The sequence below is a fragment of the Flexivirga meconopsidis genome (assembly GCF_026162425.1).
Classification (GTDB): Bacteria; Actinomycetota; Actinomycetes; order Actinomycetales; family Dermatophilaceae; genus Flexivirga; species Flexivirga meconopsidis.
This window is the reverse complement of record NZ_JAOBQJ010000001.1, coordinates 637,567-655,638: the sequence shown is the minus strand read 5'-3', so window position 1 is coordinate 655,638 and position 18,072 is coordinate 637,567. Positions and strand designations below refer to the sequence as shown.

The following is an 18,072-nucleotide window of genomic DNA, read 5'->3' as shown; positions in this document are numbered from 1 at the left end:
TCGGCCCGGCGAAGCCCGCGTCACCACTCGCTCGTCGGGCTGAACTGACTGACCGTCAGCAGGGCACCGTGGGGGTCGCGCAGGTCGGCCACCTTCGTCCATTCGGTGTCGTGACTGTCCAGCACCGTCGCGCCCAACTCCGCGGCACGTGCCGCAGTGGCGTCGCGGTCGGCGACCGCGAAGGTCGTCGCCCAGCGTGTCGGTTCCGCGCCCTTGCGCGGTCCGACCCAGCCGATCGCGTCGGCGAAACCCTCGGGCGCGTGCTTCTGCACCTCGTAGATGTCCGGATAGGTGGTCGCCGCGAGGTGCTCGCCATACCCGGGTCGGCGGAGCATGGTGGCCGGGTCATCGCCGGGCATGCCCTCCCAGCCGAACAGCGAGGAATACCAATCGATTGCGGACTTCTGGTCGTCGGTGCGCAGGTCGTTGAAGTTCCAGGCTCCCGGGACGTTGACCGCCTGGGCACCGAGGCGGCGACCGGCCTGCCACAGCCGCAGCGCGGCGCCTTGCGGATCGACGAACTCGGCCCAGGTGCCGGCGGGACCGATCTGTACCGGCCGATGCCCGACGGTGGCGCCAGCAGCGACCGCGTTGTCGAGTGACGCAGCGGCGTCATCGGTCGCCACGTAGACGTGCCAGCGCGGTGCTCCGTCGGTGAGTGCGCTCCCGACGCCGGCGACATCCGCGCCGTCGAGCCGGGCGATCAAATAGCGGTCGTCACCGCCGGTGGGACGCTCCTCGAACGTCCAGCCGAACAGCCCACCGTAGAAGTCGAGGGCGGCGTCGACGTCCGGCTGCTCGGTGTCGATCCACGCGGGAACGCCTGCTGGGTAGGTGTGCTCTGTCGTAGTCATGCCTCGATCGTCCGCCTGGCAGCGGTCAGGAGCTGTCCTCATCATCATCGGCCCACGATTACGAGGCAAACCTTGTGATGGCTGTTGCTCGCTGGTGCCATGATGTCGGCATGCCGCCGCACTCTCTCCTAGACCGCGCGATCTACTCGTACGGCGATGTAGACCGGCTCGCAGGGCTGCACGCTGGCACCGCTCTCCGGTGGCTCGAGGGATATGAGCGAAAGGGCCGTTTCTACGAACCGGTGCTTCGCGAGGAACCCACCGGCTCCGATGCCGTCACCTGGGGCGAGATGGTCGAGGCGCGCATGCTCGCGGAGTTCCGCGATCGTCGGATCCCGATGGTACGAATGCGGCCGGCGATCGAAAAACTACGCCAGCAGTTCGGGCGCTACCCGCTGGCCCGCGCCCGCCCGTTCTTGGACGTCGAGGGCCGCGAGCTGGTCCAGGTAGTGCAGCAGGAGGTGGGCCTGGACCGGGGCTTGCAATTGGTCGTTGTGCGGAGCGGCCAATTGACGCTCAGCCTTGCCGCGCAGCGGTTCAGCTCGATCGTGCACTACGAGGACAATGTCGCGCAGTCCCTGTCGCCGCAACTGCGCACTCCTGATGTGCTGATGGACCCGCTGCGATCGTTCGGTCAGCCCGCGGTACGTAGCGTGCGCACGGAATCCTTGGCCGAGGACTACCGGGCCGGGACCAGCCGGGAGGATCTGGCTGAGCTGTACGACTTGTCTCCCGAGCAGATCGACCAGGCCATCAGGTTCGAGCTCATCTCCGCCGGTAGCCTGCGCGCTGCCTGAGCATGGCAAGGGTCTCGGCCGCGTCGTCGGTCGTGTACTTCGCCGACGAGAACCTGCTCGGGATGGGCAAACTCTTATGCCGGGCTGGCCGCCAGGACGTGCTTCACCCTGGTCACGAGGCTGTGCCCGAGATCCCCCGCGGGACTGCCGACCTGGACTGGATGCCGGTGGTCGGCTCACGAGGCTTCGTGGTGCTGTCGCGGGACCGTCGCATCCGCACGCGGCCGGTTGAATTGCGCGCCTATTGGGAGCACGGCATTCGCTCGGTTTGGCTAGGGGCGAAGCAGGACATGAGTCCCCCGCAGCATGTCGAGTTGTTTCTGCGGCACGAGGCACGACTGCTGCGAGAGATCACCAAGCGCGGGGCTGGGCCATGGGCGCTGGCGATGAGCCCATCAGGTATTCGACCTCTCCTGCTGCGCGAGCCCGATGGACCGACCTGACTGAAGTCCTGACCGAAATCGCACCTGACCAGCAGAAATGCCCCCGACATACGTCGAGGGCATGATCTGAGCCGCCTGTCGGAATCGAACCGACGACCTATTCATTACGAGTGAATCGCTCTAGCCGACTGAGCTAAGGCGGCCTGGCCTGGGGCGCTGCCGCAGGCCGCGACGAGTATACGCAGCAAGGAGCGCTCCCGCCGAATCGGTCTGCGGGGACGGCTCACCACGAGGGCGCAGCGCTCAGCCCCCGACGATGGTGAGGCCGTAGACGGTGATCAGGCCCAGGAAGAACGTTGCCGTCAGGACCGTCGTCTCGGACTCCTCGTGGGCTTCGACCAGCAACTCCTCGACGGCCAGGTAGACCAGCGCGGCAGCTCCGAAGCCGAGGGTCGCTGCGATGGGCTTCGGCCCGGCGTCGCCAAGGGCGATCGCAGCCGTCAGGGCACCCACCGCGGTGAGCAGGCCGAGGCCGCCACTCGCCCCCGCGGCACGCCAGCGGGTCATCCCGGCCTGGACGAGTTCGCCCTGCACGGAGAGGGCGAGGAAGAGCACTTCGAGGGTGAGTGCGCCGACGAGGATCATCGCCTGGGTCGAGCTCAGGGTCGCGGCAAGACCCACGAGAGCTCCGTCGATGAGCAGGTCGATGGCGACCGTGACCATGAGCCCGATGGGCAACGCCGACTGCGCCGCCCTGGCCGGGGTATCGAAGCCTTCAGTGTCCTTGCCTCGGGCATCCAGCCGGCGTCCCCAGGCGGCGAGCGCGAGCACCACTGCCACTCCGAGCGTGAAGCCGGCAACCGCCCACGACCACTGCGCTTCGGCGTCCAGGTCCGGAAGGATCTCGCCCACCACGGCGGCGAGGACCACGCCGGCTGCGAAGTGCTGGACCGCGCTCATGACCACGCCGCTCGGTCGCCGAACGGCCGCAATCACTGCGCCGAGCGCGGCGGCCCCGACGGGGAACGCCGTCAGCAGGGCCGCATTCGCAACATTCGCCATGTCAGGTGACGCTACCGTCGTGGGACAACCGCGTGCGGCTCAGCAGGCCTTGTTCGCAGGCGGCACGGTGCCGTCGAGCAGATACCTGTCGACCGCGTCGTCGACGCACGATGAACCCATCAGGTAGGCGGTGTGGCCGTCCCCGTCATACGTCAGCAGGTGGCCATTCTGCAGCTGGTCGGCCAGTCGCTTCGACCATTCGTATGGCGTGGCCGGGTCCCGCGTGGTGCCGACGACCAGGATCGGGTCCGAACCCGCAGCGGTGATGCGCTCGGGTTTGCCGGTCGCCTTGATCGGCCACTGGCCGCACACCAACGAACCCCACGCGAGCATCGGCCCCCAGGTCGGCGCCTGCTTGGCGAACGTGGCCGCGTCCTGCCGATAGCTCGCGAGGTCGGACGGCGCCGACCGGTCGAGGCAGTTGACCGCGTTGATCGCCTGCATGATGTTGCCGGAGTAACTGCCGTTCGGGCTGCGCTCGGCGTAGCTGTTGGCCAATGACATCAGCTTGTCGCCCTTGCCCCCGAACGCCTGCTGCAGCGCCTCGGTCAGCCCCGGCCAGGAGCCCTTGTCGTACATCGCCTGCGCGATGCCGATGGTCGCCCACCCCTCGGTGAGCTGGGTGACGTCGTCATTGCCGCTCACCGGGATCGGCTTGGCGTCAATATCCTTCAGGAACTTACGGATTCGCGTCATACCCGCGTCCAGGCTGTCACCCAGCGGGCACCCGCCCCGGGCCACACAATCACGCACGTAGGACTGGGTCGCCTGCTCGAAACCCTTGGCCTGGCCGAGGTTCATCTCGGTGCTGGTGATGTCCGGCGGCACCACGCCGTCCAGCACAAATCGACCGACCCGCTTGGGGAAGAGCCCGGCATACGTCGACCCGATGAACGTGCCGTAGGACTTGCCGAGGTAGTTGAGTTTGTCCTCGCCGAGCGCCGCCCGCAGCACGTCGACGTCCTTGGCCACCTCGACCGTCGACACGTGGCCGACCAGCGGGCCGCCTTTGGCCTGGCAGGCCTTGCCGAAGTCACGATTGGACGTCGCCGCCTGCTGTTGCTCGGCGGCATCGTCCGGGGTCGGATCGGAGCCGATGAAACCGTCCAGTGCCTTGTCGTCGACGCAGGTGATCGGCGCCGACCGCTGCACTCCGCGCGGATCGAAGCCCACCACGTCGTATGACGAGAGCACCTTCTTGTTGACGACATACCCATCGGCGGCGTAGGCCGCGTAGTCGTAACCGGAAGCTCCCGGCCCGCCCGGGTTGACCACCAGCGCGCCCTTGCGGTCGCCCGTCGCCTTCACCTTGTCGACCGCCAACTGCACGGTCGCACCGTCAGGCTTGGAATAATCAACCGGGACAGTCAATTTCGCACACTCGACCGACCCGCAGTCCTTCCAGTCGAGCTTCTGGTCGTAGAACTTCGCGAGCGACGCCGGTGTTGCAGCCGGCGAGTCGGTCGCGGAGGGGCCGGTCGCGGCAGACGACGACCCGGCGGAGGACTTGCTGCTCGAACCGGCCGTGCCGCCGCTCGATCCACTGCTGCACCCCGCCAGCGCGAGCGCGATTGCGGCGGCACCCGCCGCGCCGGTCGTGGCCAGTCGTCGCATGGAGTGCACGCTACGTCATGGATTCGGGTCATCGGCCACAGCCACGAGGGGCGGCTGACAAACTGTGCGTCATGCCGTCACCGGGAAGGATTCTCGACCGCAGCACCCGGCTGTTCTGGCGAGCGGCCGGCCGCCCGGTGGACCTGACCGCCGAACACGCCTGGCTCGCGTCGCCGACCAGCCGGAGCTCCCGGGTCGGCGACGACTGGCTCGCGACCGCGGCGACCGCACTGGGCGGCAGGGTCGAGCGCCGGCCGGATGCAGGCCTGCTCGCCGATCTGAGCGCGCTGGACGGCGCAGGGTTTTCGGCTGCGGCGCTGCACCCGGACGTACGTGGGTTCTACGAGCACACCTCCGCCTGGCGGATGGAGGTCTGGACGCAGTGGAATCCGCTGCTGCAACCCGGTGGCGCTGCGGTTGCCGCGCTCTTCGGCCGCCGGGTGCAGCAACTCGCCATACCGACCCGCCCACTGGATGTTGCGCACGGCATGGACAGCACGGTCGCCCCGATCGTGGACGCAACCGGCAGGCAGGTCGCGGCGGGCTGGTTACGAACGCTGCGTTCGAGCGGCGACTACGTCTACAGCGGTTGCTACTCGGTGCGCGGACTGCCGGGCGCCAGCCGGCCGAGCGTGCACGTGGCGTTCCCGCTCGAAGAGGGAAACGTGCAGGTCTTCCTCCGACCCACGGTCGAGGCCGGCGGAGCGCTCCGATTGACTTCTCCGGTAGGGCGATTCGGGACTGACGGTGCTTATGTGGTCGTGCGCATCGGCGGGCGAAACCACGCGGCCCGGGCGCCGATCCACGAGACCTTCCGGGTGTATGTCGATGACGAAGGCACTCTCCGCACCGACCACGACCTGCGTTTCCGGTCGGTCCCGGCCGTCCGTCTGCACTACAAACTGACCCGTATCGGCGGCTGAACCGCCGCCGGTCACCGCCCGGCCGGAGCCCGCAGCCCGATCGCCATTGCCTCCAGCGCGAGCAACGGTGGCACGTTTGCCTCGATGCGTTCGCGGGCCGTGCCGATGGTGTCCATCGAGGTCAGCAACTGCTCACTGGTCCGGGCACGGGCCAGCTGCTCGACCTCGGCTGCCAGGTCGGCGTTGATCAGTGGCACCGCGTTGCCCGCGCGCACCACCAGCGCGTCCCGGTAGAACGACAGCAGATCGACCAGCGATCGGTCGATCACGTCGCGACCGAAGCGGGTGGCGCGCGTCTTCTGCTCCTTCTCCAGCGCCGACAGCTGGGAGCGCACGTGCGGCGGCTGGGTGCGTGCGGTCGGGTCGGCACCCAACTGCTCCATCAGCTTGGCCTTCTCGGCGGCGTCCCGCTCCGCGCCGGACGCGCTCGACTCCTCGCCGGCGAGCGAGGCGAGCTCGGCAGCCGCCGACATCGCGTCGCCCAGCGTGTGGATGCGTCCGGCCAGCAGCACCGTGCTGCGGCGACGCTGGCGGGCCGCGTCGTCGGTCGCGAGCCGCCGAGCCAGACCGACGTGAGACTGCGCCGCCCTCGCCGCGTATGACGCAAGCCGCTCCTCGATGCCGTCGCGCCGGACGAGCAGCGCCGCGACCGCCTCGACCGACGGCGTGCGCAGCCGCACGTGCCGCGAGCGCGACCGGATGGTGACGATCACGTCCTCCAGGGACGGCGCGCAGAGCAGCCAGACCGTGCGCGGCACCGGCTCCTCCAGCGCCTTCAGCAATGCGTCGGCCGCCCGCTCGGTGAGCCGGTCGGCGTCCTCGATGATGATCACTCGCCACGGGCCGACCGCGGGCCGGCTTTGCGCCAACTCGGCGAGAGCGCGGGCGTCCTTGACCTGGATCGACAGCCCCTCGGTCGCCATCACGGTCACGTCGGCGTGGCTGCCGTCGAGCACCGTGTGGCACTCGTGGCATTCCCCGCAGCCACCGCGCGGACACTCCAGGGCTGCCGCGAAAGACCTTGCCGCCATTGAGCGTCCGGAGCCGGGCGGTCCGGTGAGTAGCCAGGCGTGGGTCATGCGGGCCGGGTCGGCGACGGCGGCGGTGAGGGTCGCCACGGCATCCTCCTGGCCGACGACGTCCCGCCATACACCACCGGGAGCGGTCGGGGTGGTCACAGCTGCACCTCCTTGGCAACGCGGGCGGCGATCTCCTGCGCGGGCAGGCCCGCGTCGACCACCAGGTAGCGACCGGGATCGTCCGCCGCGAGCGCCAGATAGTGCTCGCGCACGCGGGCGTGGAAGTCGTCGGCCTCCTGCTCGAGCCGGTCGTGCACCTCGCCGCGGCGGGCGCGGCCGAGCTCCGGCGTGACATCGAGCAGCACGGTCAGGTCCGGCAGCAACTCCTCGGTCGCCCACAGTGAAAGTCCTTTGATCTCAGCCGGATCGAGCTCGCGGCCGGCCCCTTGGTAGGCGATCGAGGAGTCCATGTAGCGGTCCTGCAGCACGGTCGCGCCACGCTCCAGTGCAGGCCGGACGACGGTCGCGACGTGGTGAGCGCGGTCGGCGGCGAAGAGCAGCGCCTCGGCACGCGGCGCGACGTGGTCGCCGTGCAGCAGCACCTCGCGGATCTGCTGCCCGAGCGGAGTGCCGCCAGGCTCACGAGTCAGCACGACCTCCCGGCCGGCCGCGACCAGGCGGTCCCGCAGCAATTGGATCTGGGTCGTCTTGCCCGCGCCGTCGCCGCCCTCGAACGCTATGAACACGGGCGCCAGCCTATGCGAGGCGCCCGACAGCTCAGCGCCGCGCGAACACCCCGACCGCGTCATACGCGATCCAGGACCCGTGGTCCTTGACGACGTCGATGGTGTTCTCGCCGACCTGCAGCGTGGCCCGGTCCACCGGTCGTTCGATGTATGCCGGGCCGCCGCCGAGTCCCGGCACCGCGACCGACGCCTCGGCGGCGGCGATGCGATCACCGGTCACCGGGTCGTCGAAGAAGATCGTGTGCTCGGCACCGCCGTTGACCACGACCGTCGCCGAGCCGGCCCGGGTCGCGTGCCGGTCGACGAGCCAGAGCGCGAAGTCGAGATCGTCGTCCGGCACCTGGTCCAGGTCGAACCGCAACCGGAACCGGTGACCCCGCCGCCCCGCCCAGGCGTCGTCCGGGCCCGGCTGCAGGTAGCTCCAGGTGACGTCGGCCCGGTCGTAGCCGTAACGGAAGTCGACGTCCCGCGGGAAGGTCGATCGGTAGTGCACGAAACCCGTTGGCGCCAGGGCAAGCTCGAGCCCGCTCCCGTCAAACGAGCCGACGGTTGCGACCGGGTCGCCGGTGACCGTCACCGAGGTGCGCGTGGACGCCGTCACCGTGCCGAGCGGCTCCGTCGGGTGGTCCAGCACCGGCACGACGGCATACGACCAGTTCGCCGCGAGTGGCCCGAGCCCGTCGTGCACGAAGCGCGGCTGCGCGTGCGTGGTCAGCAGATTGCGGTCGTCCGGCCTCCAGGTGCCGGATCCGGGGGTGGCGACGCCGTGCACCCGGTAGCCGCTGGCGCCCGGCACCTCACGCCAGGTGAGCCGCACACTGCCGACATCACCGACCGCGCGCAGCGGCCGGGGCTCCTCGACAGCGGGCACGGAGGAGCCGTGCGGTGCCAACGCCATGACGCACTCCTCACCGTTGTCCCGGACCCATCGGGGCTGATTCCGCCGATCGTCACCCACGCAGGCGTCCGCGAGGCGACGCCGACATGACGCACGGGTGACGGATGTGACGTATGACGCAGTGGGACCGCTTCCGGCGGCGCCGATTAGGTTTGCGTGCTATGAGCTCCGAGATCGCGTCGGCACCGACCGAGCAGACCATCCGATCGCTTTCCCGCATCGCACGGACCGCCCAGCGCGACAGCCGGACTCCGGCCCTGGTCGCGGGCGTCGGCCGGCACGGTTCGCTGCTCTGGTCGGAGGGCGTCGGTCGCGCGGACCTCGACGATCCGGCCGTGCCCCTCGGCGACGACACGCAGTTCCTGGTCGCGTCCAACACCAAGACGTTCACCGCGGTGCTGACCATGCAGCTGCGGGACGAGGGCAAGCTGACCCTCGACGACACCGTCGACCAGCTGGTGCCGGGCACGACACATCCGCAGGTCACCGTCCGCGAGCTGCTTTCGCACACCAGCGGCATGCAGCGCGAACCGGTCGGCGACGTCTGGGACACCCTGCAGTTCCCGGACCGCGACGGCCTGATCGAGGGCTGGAACGCCGCCGAACGCATCCTGCGCCCGCACAACCGGTGGCACTACAGCAACCTCTGCTACGGCCTGCTCGGCGAGATCATCGCCCGGCTCGACGGCGACGACTGGGCCGACTCGCTACGCCGCCGGTTGCTCGAACCGCTCGGGCTGCGCCGCACCGCGTTGCAGCGGTCGGCACCGTTTGCCGGGCTCTACTACGTCCCGCCGTTCACCGATGTGCCGGTCGTGGAGCCGCCGCTCGAGAAGGGCGCGGTCGCTTCCGCCGGTTCGCTCTGCAGCACGCTGGCAGACATGGTGCGCTGGCACGGTTTCCTGCTGGACCCCGACGAGTCGGTCCTCTCGGCAGACACGATCGAGGAGATGCGGCAGCCGCAGATCGTGGTCGACGAGGGCTGGAATCAGGCCTGGGGCTTGGGTTTTCAGCTGGTACGACGGGGCGACCACGTGTGGTTCGGGCACACCGGTGGACTGCCGGGCGGCATCACCGGGTTCTTCTCCGAGCCGGAGTCAGGCACCACCGGTGCCGTCCTGATGAACAACACCGGCGCGAAAGACCCCGCAGGCACCGCGATCACGCTGGGCGACCACCTGCTCACCCACGATCCGGCACCGGTCGAACCCTGGCGGCCGGGCACCACGACACCACAGGAGCTGAAACCACTTCTCGGACAATGGTTTTCCGAGGGAGTCGAATTCACGTTCGCCGTTGCCGACGGTAAGTTGACGGCCCGTCTCGCGCAGCAGAGCTCGGCCCAGCCGCCATCGGTTTTCGAGCGCGAGGGCGACGACACCTACCGCACGGTGAGCGGCCGCGAGCGCGGCGAACGTCTCGTCATACGGCGTCGGGAGGATGGGTCGATCCGGCAATTGAACTGGGCCACCTACAGATTCACGCGTGAGCCGCTGTCGTTCGGCGAGCCCACCCCCTGACCGAGCAGCAAAGACCCCGGCACCGCTCGGTGCCGGGGTCTTCGTCATACGTCAGGACGTCACTTGCTCCAGACGATGTTGTGGTCGTAGTCGTTGTAGGTGACGCTGCTGATTGTCGCGCCGGGGATCTGGTAGATGTAGCAGCTGCTGCCGCTTTCGCCGGCCTTCAGCTCCTTGGACTCGCTGCTGCAGGCATCGGTGTCGCCGTAGAGCCGCTTGGCGCCCTTCACCGAGTCCGGCACGGTCGGGTGGAAGAACAGGCCGTTGACCGAGTTGGTGCCGAAGAACGTCGAGTTGGTCTTGATCGCTGTGACGTCGAACTTCAGGTAATAGAGCGTGCCGTCGGCCTTCTTGCGGCGGGTCTCGTTGTAGGCCGAGTCGGGCGCAACCTCCAGCGAGGTCGGCGTCAGCCGGTAGGTGTCGTCGTCGTCCTTGATGACCGCGGGCTCGCCGATCTTGAACTTGCCGTCCGGGTCGCTGACCTCGGTCGGGCCGCTGACCGGGGTGCTGGCCCCGCCGGACGCCTCGCTCGACGCGGTGTCGCTGGTCGCCGGCGAACTCTCGGTGGTCGTCTCCGTGGTCGACGGAGCCTGCGTGGTCGACGGAGTGGTCTCGGTGGTCGTGCTCGGTGCCGCACTGCTGCTGGTCGCCGGAGGCGTGGTCACGCTCGCGGATTCCGAGTTGTTGCAGGCGGCCAGGGTGAATGCTCCGGCGACGGCCAGGGCGGCGGCTGCGCCGCGACGAACGGTGGTGCGAGACATGGCTTCTCCTCCAAAAGTGCCTCAGGGATGATTCCTGCGTGTGACGACGCAGGAGGAGCGTCGGTTCCTTCCCCCGGACGGGGCCCGAACGCTTCGGCGGCTGGCATCAAACCGGTGACGGCCCCCGCAGTCAAACTGCAGGGGCCGTCAGCGAATCTGAGGATCAGCTCTTCTTGGCTGCGCTCTTCTTGGCCGGCGCCTTCTTGGCCGTCTTCTTCGCTGCCTTCTTGGTCGTCTTCTTCGCGGTCCGCTTGCGGGTCGTCGGACCCTTGGCTCGCTTCTCGGCAAGCAGCTCGAAGCCGCGCTCGGGGGTGATCGAGGCAGGATCGTCGCCGCGGCGCAGCGTCGCGTTGGTCTCGCCGTCGGTGACGTAAGGCCCGAACCGGCCGTCCTTGACGACCACCGGCTTCTGCGAAACCGGGTCGTTGCCGAGCTCCTTCAGCGGCGGCTGCGCGGCCCGGCCACGGCGCTTGGGCTCGGCGTAGATCTTCAGCGCCTCCTCGAGGGTGATGTCGAAGAGTTGCTGCTCGGTGGTCAGCGAGCGCGAGTCGGTGCCCTTCTTCAGGTAGGGGCCGTAGCGGCCGTTCTGCGCGGTGATGTCGACGGCCTTGGCCTCCTCGCCCTCACCCTCGGTGACGGTGCCGACCACGCGCGGCAGGCTGAGCAGCCTCAGCGCGGTGTCGATGTCGATCGTTGCCAGGTCCATGTCCTTGAAGAGACTGGCCGTGCGCGGCTTCGGCCCGGCGTTCTTCTTGGTGCGCTTGGGTTTCTCGCCGTCCGCGGGCGCCGGGGGCTCGGGCAGCACCTCGGTGACATACGGCCCGTATCGGCCTGCCTTGGCGATGATGTCGTGACCGGTGACCGGGTCCTGGCCGAGCACGCGGCCGTCGTCCTCGGCAGCCTCGAGCAACTCCCGCGCCTTGGCCGGCGTCATCTCGTCCGGCGCGATGTCGTCGGTGATCGTGGCGCGCCGCGGGTCCTTCGGTGCCTCGGCGGCGGTGACCTCGCCGGTCGCGGCGTCGACCCCCGCCGGGACGACCTCCTCGACATACGGGCCGTAACGGCCGACGCGTACGACGATGCCGTCGCCGATGTCGATGGTCGAGATCGCCCGGGCGTCGATGTCGGGCAGGTGCTCGACCATCTCCTGCAGACCCTCGGCGGCCGTCGGACCGACGTCGGGCAGGCCGACGCGGCCCTTGCTGTCCTCGTCACCGAAATAGAAGCGGGTCAGCCAGGCAACCCGGCCCTCGTCGCCGCGGGCGATGCGGTCCAGCCCCTCTTCCATCGATGCGGTGAAGTCGTAATCGACCAGCGACGGGAAGTGCTCCTCCAGCAGCCGGGTCACCGCAAACGCCGTCCAGGTCGGCACCAGCGCGTTGCCGCGCTTGCCGACGTAGCCGCGGTCCTGGATGGTGCCGACGGTCGCGGCGTAGGTCGACGGGCGGCCGATGCCCATCTCCTCCATCGCCTTGACCAAAGTCGCCTCGGTGTAACGCGGCGGCGGGCTGGTCTGGTGGCCGTCCGCCTCTGCACGCAGCACGTCGGCCAGGGCACCCTCGCTGAGCTTGGGCAGTCGGCGCTCGGCATCGTCATTGCTGGCGTTGCGCTCGACGTCGCGGCCTTCTTCGTATGCCGCGAGGAACCCGCGGAAGGTGATGACGGTGCCACTGGCCGTGAACTCCGCCGACTGTGCGACACCCGAATCCGCAACCGGCACAGCGAGTTTGACGGTCGCGGTGCTCCCGCGTGCGTCCGCCATCTGCGAGGCGACGGTGCGCTTCCAGATCAGCTCGTAGAGCGCGAACTCATCACCGCGCAGCGCCCCCGCGACCTGTGCCGGGGTGCGGAAGGAATCGCCCGCGGGACGGATCGCCTCGTGCGCTTCCTGGGCGTTCTTCACCTTGCCCTGGTAGCGACGCGGCTGGTCCGGGACGTATTCAGCGCCATACAGGTCACGGGCCTGGGTGCGCGCGGCGTTGATCGCCGAGTCCGACAAGGTGATCGAGTCGGTGCGCATGTAGGTGATGTAGCCGTTCTCGTAGAGCCGCTGCGCGACTCCCATCGCGGCCTTGCTGCTCATCCGCAGCTTGCGGCCGGCCTCCTGCTGCAGCGTGCTCGTGGTGAAGGGCGCACTCGGCCGCCGCGTGTAGGGCTTCTCCTGCACGGAGCTGACCGTCGCGGTCGCCGCGGCGACGGCGGTCGCGACCGAGGTCGCCTGCTGTTCGTTCAGGTGAAAAACGTTGTCACTCTTGAGGTTTCCGCGGTCGTCGAAGTCACGCCCGGTGGCGACGCGTCGCGCGTCGAGCGCGGAGAGCTTGGCGGTGAACGCCTCGCCGGCGCTGCCCTGCGGGGCGAACTCGCCCTCGACGTCCCAGTAGGAAGCGGCGCGGAACGCCATACGCTCCCGCTCACGCTCGACGACCATGCGGGTGGTCACCGACTGGACGCGGCCGGCGGACAGGCCGCGCCGCACCTTGCGCCACAGCACCGGGCTGACCTCATAGCCATAGAGGCGGTCGAGCACCCGGCGGGTCTCCTGCGCGTCGACCATCTGCTGGTCGAGGTCGCGAGTGTTGTTGACCGCGCGCTGGATCGCTTCCTTGGTGATCTCGTGGAAGACCATCCGCTTGACCGGCACCTTGGGCTTGAGCACCTCAAGCAGGTGCCACGCGATGGCCTCGCCCTCGCGGTCCTCATCGGTGGCCAGGTAGAGCTCGTCGCTGTCCTTGAGCAATCGCTTGAGCTCGGCGACCTTCTTCTTCTTGTCCGGCGCGACGACGTAATAGGCGTCGAAGCCGTCGTCGACATTGATCGCGAACTTGCCGTACGGACCCTTCTTCATGTCCGCCGGAAGCTCGGAAGGGTTGGGCAGGTCGCGGATGTGGCCGACGCTCGCGTCGACCACATAGTCGTCGCCGAGATAGCCGGCGATGTTCTTGACCTTGTTGGGCGACTCGACGATGACAAGTTTGCGCGCCATGGGTTCTTCTCACTTCCTGCCCGACGTGCAGCGGATTCGTCGCTGCCGATACGTGCGAACGGCGTGCAGTCTAAGCACGCGGGCTGCGCCGCTGTGCCCGGAGGTCGGTTTCGCCATACGGAATGAAATAGTTGAATATTTAACTTGTTTGCCGGATGATGGAGTCATGACCACCGACCAGTTGCCCGTGCTGTTCCTCAGCCACGGCGCGCCGCCGCTCGCCGACGATGCCGAGTGGACCGCGCAACTGGCCGAATGGAGCGGGCAGATCCCGCGACCCGAGTGCATCCTGATGGTGTCGGCACACTGGGAGTCGGCGCCGATCGCGGTGAGCTCCACGACCGGGGCGCCGCTCGTCTACGACTTCTGGGGCTTCCCGAGCAAGTACTACGACGTGCGCTATGACGCGCCGGCCGCGCCCGAGCTCGCCGATGACGTATCGAAACTGCTCGCCTCCCCTGGCCGGTCGGTGCTGCGCGACCAGCAGCGCGGTCTGGACCACGGCGCCTACGTGCCGCTGGTCGAGATGTACCCCGATGCCGACATCCCGGTGCTGCAACTGTCGATGCCGACGCTGGAGCCCACCGAGCTCTACGAGTTGGGCCGCAAGCTCGCACCGCTGCGGGACAGCGGGACGCTGATCGTCGGGTCGGGCTTCACCACCCACAACCTGTCGATGATGCAGCAGGACTCTGCTGCGGAGCCGTCGCCGGCGATGACCGAGTTCGACCAGTGGGCCGCCGAGACGATGGAGCGCGGTGACCTCGACGCGCTGCTCGACTTCGGCAGCACCGCGCCGGCGGCGCAGCTGGCCCACCCGCGCACCGAGCACTGGGCGCCGCTGTATGTCGCACTCGGCGCGGCCGCGAGCGACGGCACGCACTCCCACACCGCGATCGACGGCTTCTGGCACGGGTTGTCCAAGCGCAGCTGGCAGCTCGACGCCGCCTGAGGGTCACACCCGCTCGCTCGCCCACAGCCGGTAGAGACACCAGGCGGCGACCGCGCACATCAGGTGCCACAAGGCGTGCCCCTGCAGCAGCGAATGCGGGCGGCAGAGCGGGCCGCCGTCCTTCGCCATACTCCAGACCGCGAATGCCGTTGCCAGCGCTGCCAATGCGGCGACGCCCCACCGCAGGTCGGTGCGCGGTCCCTGCCTGTGGTGCAGCGCCAACTCGCCAACTGCGGCGGCGAGCAGCAGACCGCCGAAGGCGACGTTCGCCCAGGTCATGAAGAGCGGCACCTCACCCGGGACGCGTTCGGCGATCTCGCACAGCACCAGCCCGGCGACGAAGCACGCCACGAAGACCGTCGCGCCGCCGCGCACCACCCGCATCACCATGTATGACGCAGCGAAACTCGCGACGAGGAACATGCTGAGCACGTCGAGCCTGCCTCCGGCCGCGGTCTGCGTCGCGTGCATCGCGGCACTGCCAGGGCCGAGAAGCACCACGAGACAAGCAAATCCGGTCGCCAGCCAGGTCGGTGGCCGACCCGGAGCCGCGGCGCGGGCGGCGATCACCAACCCGGCGACGACGAATCCGAGGTTGCTCCAGGTGTTCGCGGGCTGCCGCACGAGCGAGTCGCGGGCCGCCTCGCAAAAGCCGCTGCCGGCGCCGATGTCCGCGCCGAGCCAGCCGCCCGCGACGGCAGCGGCGAGCAGACCGACCGAGACGACAGCCGTGACCGCGGCAGCAGCGAGCGGCCACCGATCGCCGGGCGTTTGCATCGGCCTCAGCGCACCAGCAGTCCGTCGGCGACCAGGTCGCGCAGCACCGGCAATGCATCGGCGATCAGCGCGTCCGGCGCCACCTCGAGCAGAGTGGCGATCGCCTCCAAGGCCTGCCGGACACTGAGTTCGCCGTCGGCCACCGAGAGGTAGGCGGCAACGGCCGTACCGACCTGGAAGGCCCGGCGCAGGCCGCCGCCCTGCCGGACCACGATCACGCTCGGGTCATCGGCGCCGGGGCGGCCGTGACGCTCCTCCGTCACGTCGTCCGCGACGCGCAGCCGTGCGTCAAGCAGCCCCTCGTCACCGACTTCGGCGAGCCACGTGCGTGCCCGCAGACCGGCGTCGATGGTCGGACCCATGGGGCTCTGCACGGGACCGGTGATCTCGACCAGGTCCAGCCACGGCTCGCGCGCCGTCCCGGGCCGTTGCACGGTGATCACGCCGAAACCGATGTTGCCGATGTCGCGACTCTTGAAGTCCGCGAGCCAGGCGGCATACATCTCCTCGAAACCCGTTGCGCCCGTGCGGTGTCCGCCATCACCGGCCCAGAGCTCGGCATACTCGGCGGGGTCCTGGGTGTCACGTTGCACCACCCACGCGTCGAGGCCGGTGCCGGTGAACCAGTCGCCCACCACCTGGCGCCAGTCGCCGCCGGTCGGCACCTCCCAGTTGGCGAGTAGCTGCGCGACGCCGCCGGGTTCGAGGTGGTCGGGCAGCTGCTCGATCAGCGACCGCACGATCTCGTGACCGACGCGGCCGCCGTCGCGATACTCATAGGTCGGCACGCCCGCCGCCCGCGGGGTGATGACGAACGGCGGGTTGCTGACGATCAGCTCGAAGCGTTCGCCGCGCACCGGCGCGAAGAGGTCCCCGCGGCGCAGCTCCCAGGTGTCGCCGTTGAGCGCTGCGTTCCAGCCGGCGATCTCCAGCGCGCGCCGCGAGGTGTCGGTGGCGACGATCTGCTCAGCATGGCTCTGCAGGTGCAGCGACTGCACACCGCACCCGGTCCCGAGGTCGAGCGCACGGCCGACCTGACGGCGCGGAGTCCACGAGGCGAGCGTGGTCGAGGCGCCACCGATGCCGAGCACGTGGTCGATCGGCAACGGCTGCCCCGTCATGACCTCCGACAGATCCGAGGCCACCCACCACTCGTGCCGCTCATCGCCATACGGACGCAGGTCGTATGCCGCCGTCACCCGCGACCCGTCGACCCGCACCAGGCCGGCGGCCGCGAGCCTGCGGGTGTCCCAGCCGGCCAGAGCACGGTCGAGCTGCCGGACCGTCACCGGCAGCCCCAGTGCGAACAACCGCACCAGGGTCGCGACCGGCGAATCCGTCTCTCGCGTCACCAGATCCGCGGGCAAACGCTGCTCACGGTGCAACGCCGCCGAGGGTAACGGCCCGAGCAGATCGGCGATGCCGTCGGTGGTGAATCCCCCCGCGACAAGCGCCCGGCGCAGCGCGGCCGGGTCGTCGGTCAGCGGCGGCGGCGGAGCGGGTGGGATTGTGAGCGGCATACGCACATCTTGGCGCCACCCTCGCCGAAAGGCCCACTTATCGCCCAGAGGCTCACTTACCCGGCCGTTCAAACGGGCAAATAAGTGAGCCTGCCGGTGGTAAGTGAGCCTGTCGGCGAGAAGGATCGGTCAGTTGAACAGGCCGCCGAGACCGCCACCGCCCTGGCCGCCGCCCGCGACCGGGGTCCACTCACTCGGCTGGACGACCACGAAACCCGGGCCGTGGAAGGCGTACTGGAACGCTTCGCCCGAGCCGCCGCGCAGCATCGACTTCATGTTCATGCTGTTGACGACCTGCGGGGTCAGATTGGCCGACCATGCCACGCAGGCCTGCACGTCGACATACGTCGGCTGCTGCGAGCAGTCGAGGATGACCGGCTGGCCGACGGCGTGCATCGCGACCGTGCCCTGCCCCTGCAGGAACACGTTGAACAGGCCGCCGGACATCATGCCGGCGCCACCCGTGCGGCGGATGTCCCACGTGACGTTCGAGTCGAAGGCCAGCAGGTTGCGGCCGTTCAGGCTGATTGCGTCGCCCTGCAGGTCGACCAGGAAGACGTAACCAGCCTCGCTGGCGAAGAACACGTCGCCCTCACCCGCGACACGCATGAGCGGCACGTCCTCGCTGGTCAGCACCTTCTTCATGAACTTGCCGACTGATCCGGCGCCTTCGTGGTTGAAGGTGATGTTGCCCTGGTAGGCGACCATCGCGCCCTTGGTGGCGAGCACGTCACCGCCCAGGTGAACCCGCAGCAGCTGCGGGTTCTGCAGCGCGAAACGGTTGGTGGTCTGGACTTCGAGATTCTTCTGGTCGAACAGGGTGCTCTGCATGCTCTGACCGACGCTCGGGGACCGCGGTAAGTTCCACCCGGGCGCCGTATGACGGGGCTCAGCCTCCGGCGACGGCCTCGCGCACGCTGCCGTAGACGTTGAACACCCGGTCCAGGCCGGTAATCCGCAGATTGCGCATGAGGCGTTCGGACGGCACGACCAGTCCGAGGTCGCCGCCGCCCTGCCGCAATTGCTTCAACCTGGCGACGAGCACTCCGAGGCCGGTCGAGTCCAGGAACGGCACCTCGGAGAGGTCGACCAGCACCTTCTCGTCCGGCTCGGTGATCAGCCGACTCAGCCCGTCGCGCAAGCGTGCGGCGGCGGAGACGTCCACGTCACCGACGAGGCGAATGACGGTGAAGTCGCCCTCGTCGCTGCCGGTGATGTCGAGGTCGGTCACGGGGTAGACCTTTCGGGGTGGGGTGCGTCGGG

General features: G+C 69.0%; 17 protein-coding genes and 1 tRNA gene. 5 read left to right on the top strand and 13 right to left on the bottom strand.

Annotated features, from left to right (window positions below; all coding sequences use genetic code 11):
* Nucleotides 1-20 precede the first annotated feature (20 nt).
* Complete coding sequence (locus N2M23_RS03205; RefSeq protein ID WP_265443220.1) at nt 21-854, bottom strand: VOC family protein; 834 nt, start codon at nt 852-854, stop codon at nt 21-23.
* 77 nt (nt 855-931) lie between these two features.
* Between N2M23_RS03205 and N2M23_RS03200 the strand changes: the two genes are divergently transcribed.
* Nucleotides 932-1,651, top strand: a complete 720-nt coding sequence (locus N2M23_RS03200) for a DUF433 domain-containing protein (protein ID WP_265443218.1) — start codon at nt 932-934, stop codon at nt 1,649-1,651.
* A 2-nt stretch (nt 1,652-1,653) separates the two neighbouring features.
* Nucleotides 1,654-2,094 (top strand): PIN-like domain-containing protein, encoded by a 441-nt coding sequence (locus N2M23_RS03195; protein ID WP_265443216.1) that lies wholly within the window; start codon nt 1,654-1,656, stop codon nt 2,092-2,094.
* A gap of 69 nt (nt 2,095-2,163) precedes the next feature.
* Here the strand turns inward: N2M23_RS03195 and N2M23_RS03190 are convergent.
* From N2M23_RS03190 to N2M23_RS03180, 3 genes are all read right to left on the bottom strand, one after another.
* Nucleotides 2,164-2,237: transfer RNA gene (locus N2M23_RS03190), tRNA-Thr, on the bottom strand.
* A gap of 100 nt (nt 2,238-2,337) precedes the next feature.
* The gene (locus N2M23_RS03185) at nt 2,338-3,096 is read right to left on the bottom strand and encodes a ZIP family metal transporter (protein ID WP_265443214.1); all 759 of its coding nucleotides are present in this window, start codon (nt 3,094-3,096) and stop codon (nt 2,338-2,340) included.
* A gap of 39 nt (nt 3,097-3,135) precedes the next feature.
* Nucleotides 3,136-4,710, bottom strand: a complete 1,575-nt coding sequence (locus N2M23_RS03180) for an alpha/beta hydrolase (protein WP_265443213.1) — start codon at nt 4,708-4,710, stop codon at nt 3,136-3,138.
* A gap of 71 nt (nt 4,711-4,781) precedes the next feature.
* Here N2M23_RS03180 and N2M23_RS03175 point away from each other — a divergent pair, with 71 nt between their 5' ends.
* Nucleotides 4,782-5,633: a hypothetical protein gene (locus N2M23_RS03175; protein ID WP_265443211.1), complete on the top strand. Its 852-nt coding sequence runs from the start codon at nt 4,782-4,784 to the stop codon at nt 5,631-5,633.
* A gap of 11 nt (nt 5,634-5,644) precedes the next feature.
* Here the strand turns inward: N2M23_RS03175 and N2M23_RS03170 are convergent, their stop codons facing one another.
* Genes N2M23_RS03170 through N2M23_RS03160 form a run of 3 tightly spaced genes read right to left on the bottom strand, consistent with a single transcriptional unit; the run spans nt 5,645 to nt 8,296 of the window.
* Nucleotides 5,645-6,811 (bottom strand): DNA polymerase III subunit delta', encoded by a 1,167-nt coding sequence (locus N2M23_RS03170; RefSeq protein ID WP_265443210.1) that lies wholly within the window; start codon nt 6,809-6,811, stop codon nt 5,645-5,647.
* Nucleotides 6,808-7,398: a dTMP kinase gene (gene tmk, locus N2M23_RS03165; RefSeq protein ID WP_341870576.1), complete on the bottom strand. Its 591-nt coding sequence runs from the start codon at nt 7,396-7,398 to the stop codon at nt 6,808-6,810. The genes N2M23_RS03170 and tmk overlap by 4 nt, the downstream gene beginning before the upstream one ends.
* A 31-nt stretch (nt 7,399-7,429) precedes the next feature.
* Nucleotides 7,430-8,296, bottom strand: coding sequence for a polysaccharide lyase family protein (locus tag N2M23_RS03160; RefSeq protein ID WP_265443208.1), 867 nt, complete (start codon nt 8,294-8,296; stop codon nt 7,430-7,432).
* 161 nt (nt 8,297-8,457) lie between these two features.
* Between N2M23_RS03160 and N2M23_RS03155 the strand changes: the two genes are divergently transcribed.
* A complete protein-coding gene (locus tag N2M23_RS03155) occupies nt 8,458-9,816 on the top strand; it encodes a serine hydrolase domain-containing protein (protein WP_265443206.1) in 1,359 nt (452 codons plus the stop codon).
* A 59-nt stretch (nt 9,817-9,875) separates the two neighbouring features.
* Here the strand turns inward: N2M23_RS03155 and N2M23_RS03150 are convergent, their stop codons facing one another.
* Nucleotides 9,876-10,577, bottom strand: coding sequence for a hypothetical protein (locus N2M23_RS03150; RefSeq protein WP_265443205.1), 702 nt, complete (start codon nt 10,575-10,577; stop codon nt 9,876-9,878).
* Nucleotides 10,578-10,740: 163 nt separating this feature from the next.
* The gene (gene topA, locus N2M23_RS03145; protein ID WP_265443203.1) at nt 10,741-13,560 is read right to left on the bottom strand and encodes a type I DNA topoisomerase; all 2,820 of its coding nucleotides are present in this window, start codon (nt 13,558-13,560) and stop codon (nt 10,741-10,743) included.
* A 166-nt stretch (nt 13,561-13,726) separates the two neighbouring features.
* Between topA and N2M23_RS03140 the strand changes: the two genes are divergently transcribed.
* Nucleotides 13,727-14,512: a dioxygenase family protein gene (locus tag N2M23_RS03140; protein WP_265443202.1), complete on the top strand. Its 786-nt coding sequence runs from the start codon at nt 13,727-13,729 to the stop codon at nt 14,510-14,512.
* A 3-nt stretch (nt 14,513-14,515) separates the two neighbouring features.
* On the opposite strand, the gene N2M23_RS03135 is transcribed toward N2M23_RS03140, so the two are convergent.
* The 4 genes from N2M23_RS03135 to N2M23_RS03120 form a co-directional block, all read right to left on the bottom strand.
* The gene (locus N2M23_RS03135; protein ID WP_265443201.1) at nt 14,516-15,289 is read right to left on the bottom strand and encodes a ceramidase domain-containing protein; all 774 of its coding nucleotides are present in this window, start codon (nt 15,287-15,289) and stop codon (nt 14,516-14,518) included.
* Between the two features lie 5 nt (nt 15,290-15,294).
* Complete coding sequence (locus tag N2M23_RS03130) at nt 15,295-16,809, bottom strand: DUF7059 domain-containing protein (RefSeq protein WP_265443200.1); 1,515 nt, start codon at nt 16,807-16,809, stop codon at nt 15,295-15,297.
* Between the two features lie 129 nt (nt 16,810-16,938).
* Complete coding sequence (locus N2M23_RS03125) at nt 16,939-17,640, bottom strand: AIM24 family protein (RefSeq protein WP_265443198.1); 702 nt, start codon at nt 17,638-17,640, stop codon at nt 16,939-16,941.
* Nucleotides 17,641-17,698: 58 nt separating this feature from the next.
* Nucleotides 17,699-18,040, bottom strand: coding sequence for an STAS domain-containing protein (locus tag N2M23_RS03120; protein WP_265443197.1), 342 nt, complete (start codon nt 18,038-18,040; stop codon nt 17,699-17,701).
* Nucleotides 18,041-18,072: the final 32 nt, after the last annotated feature.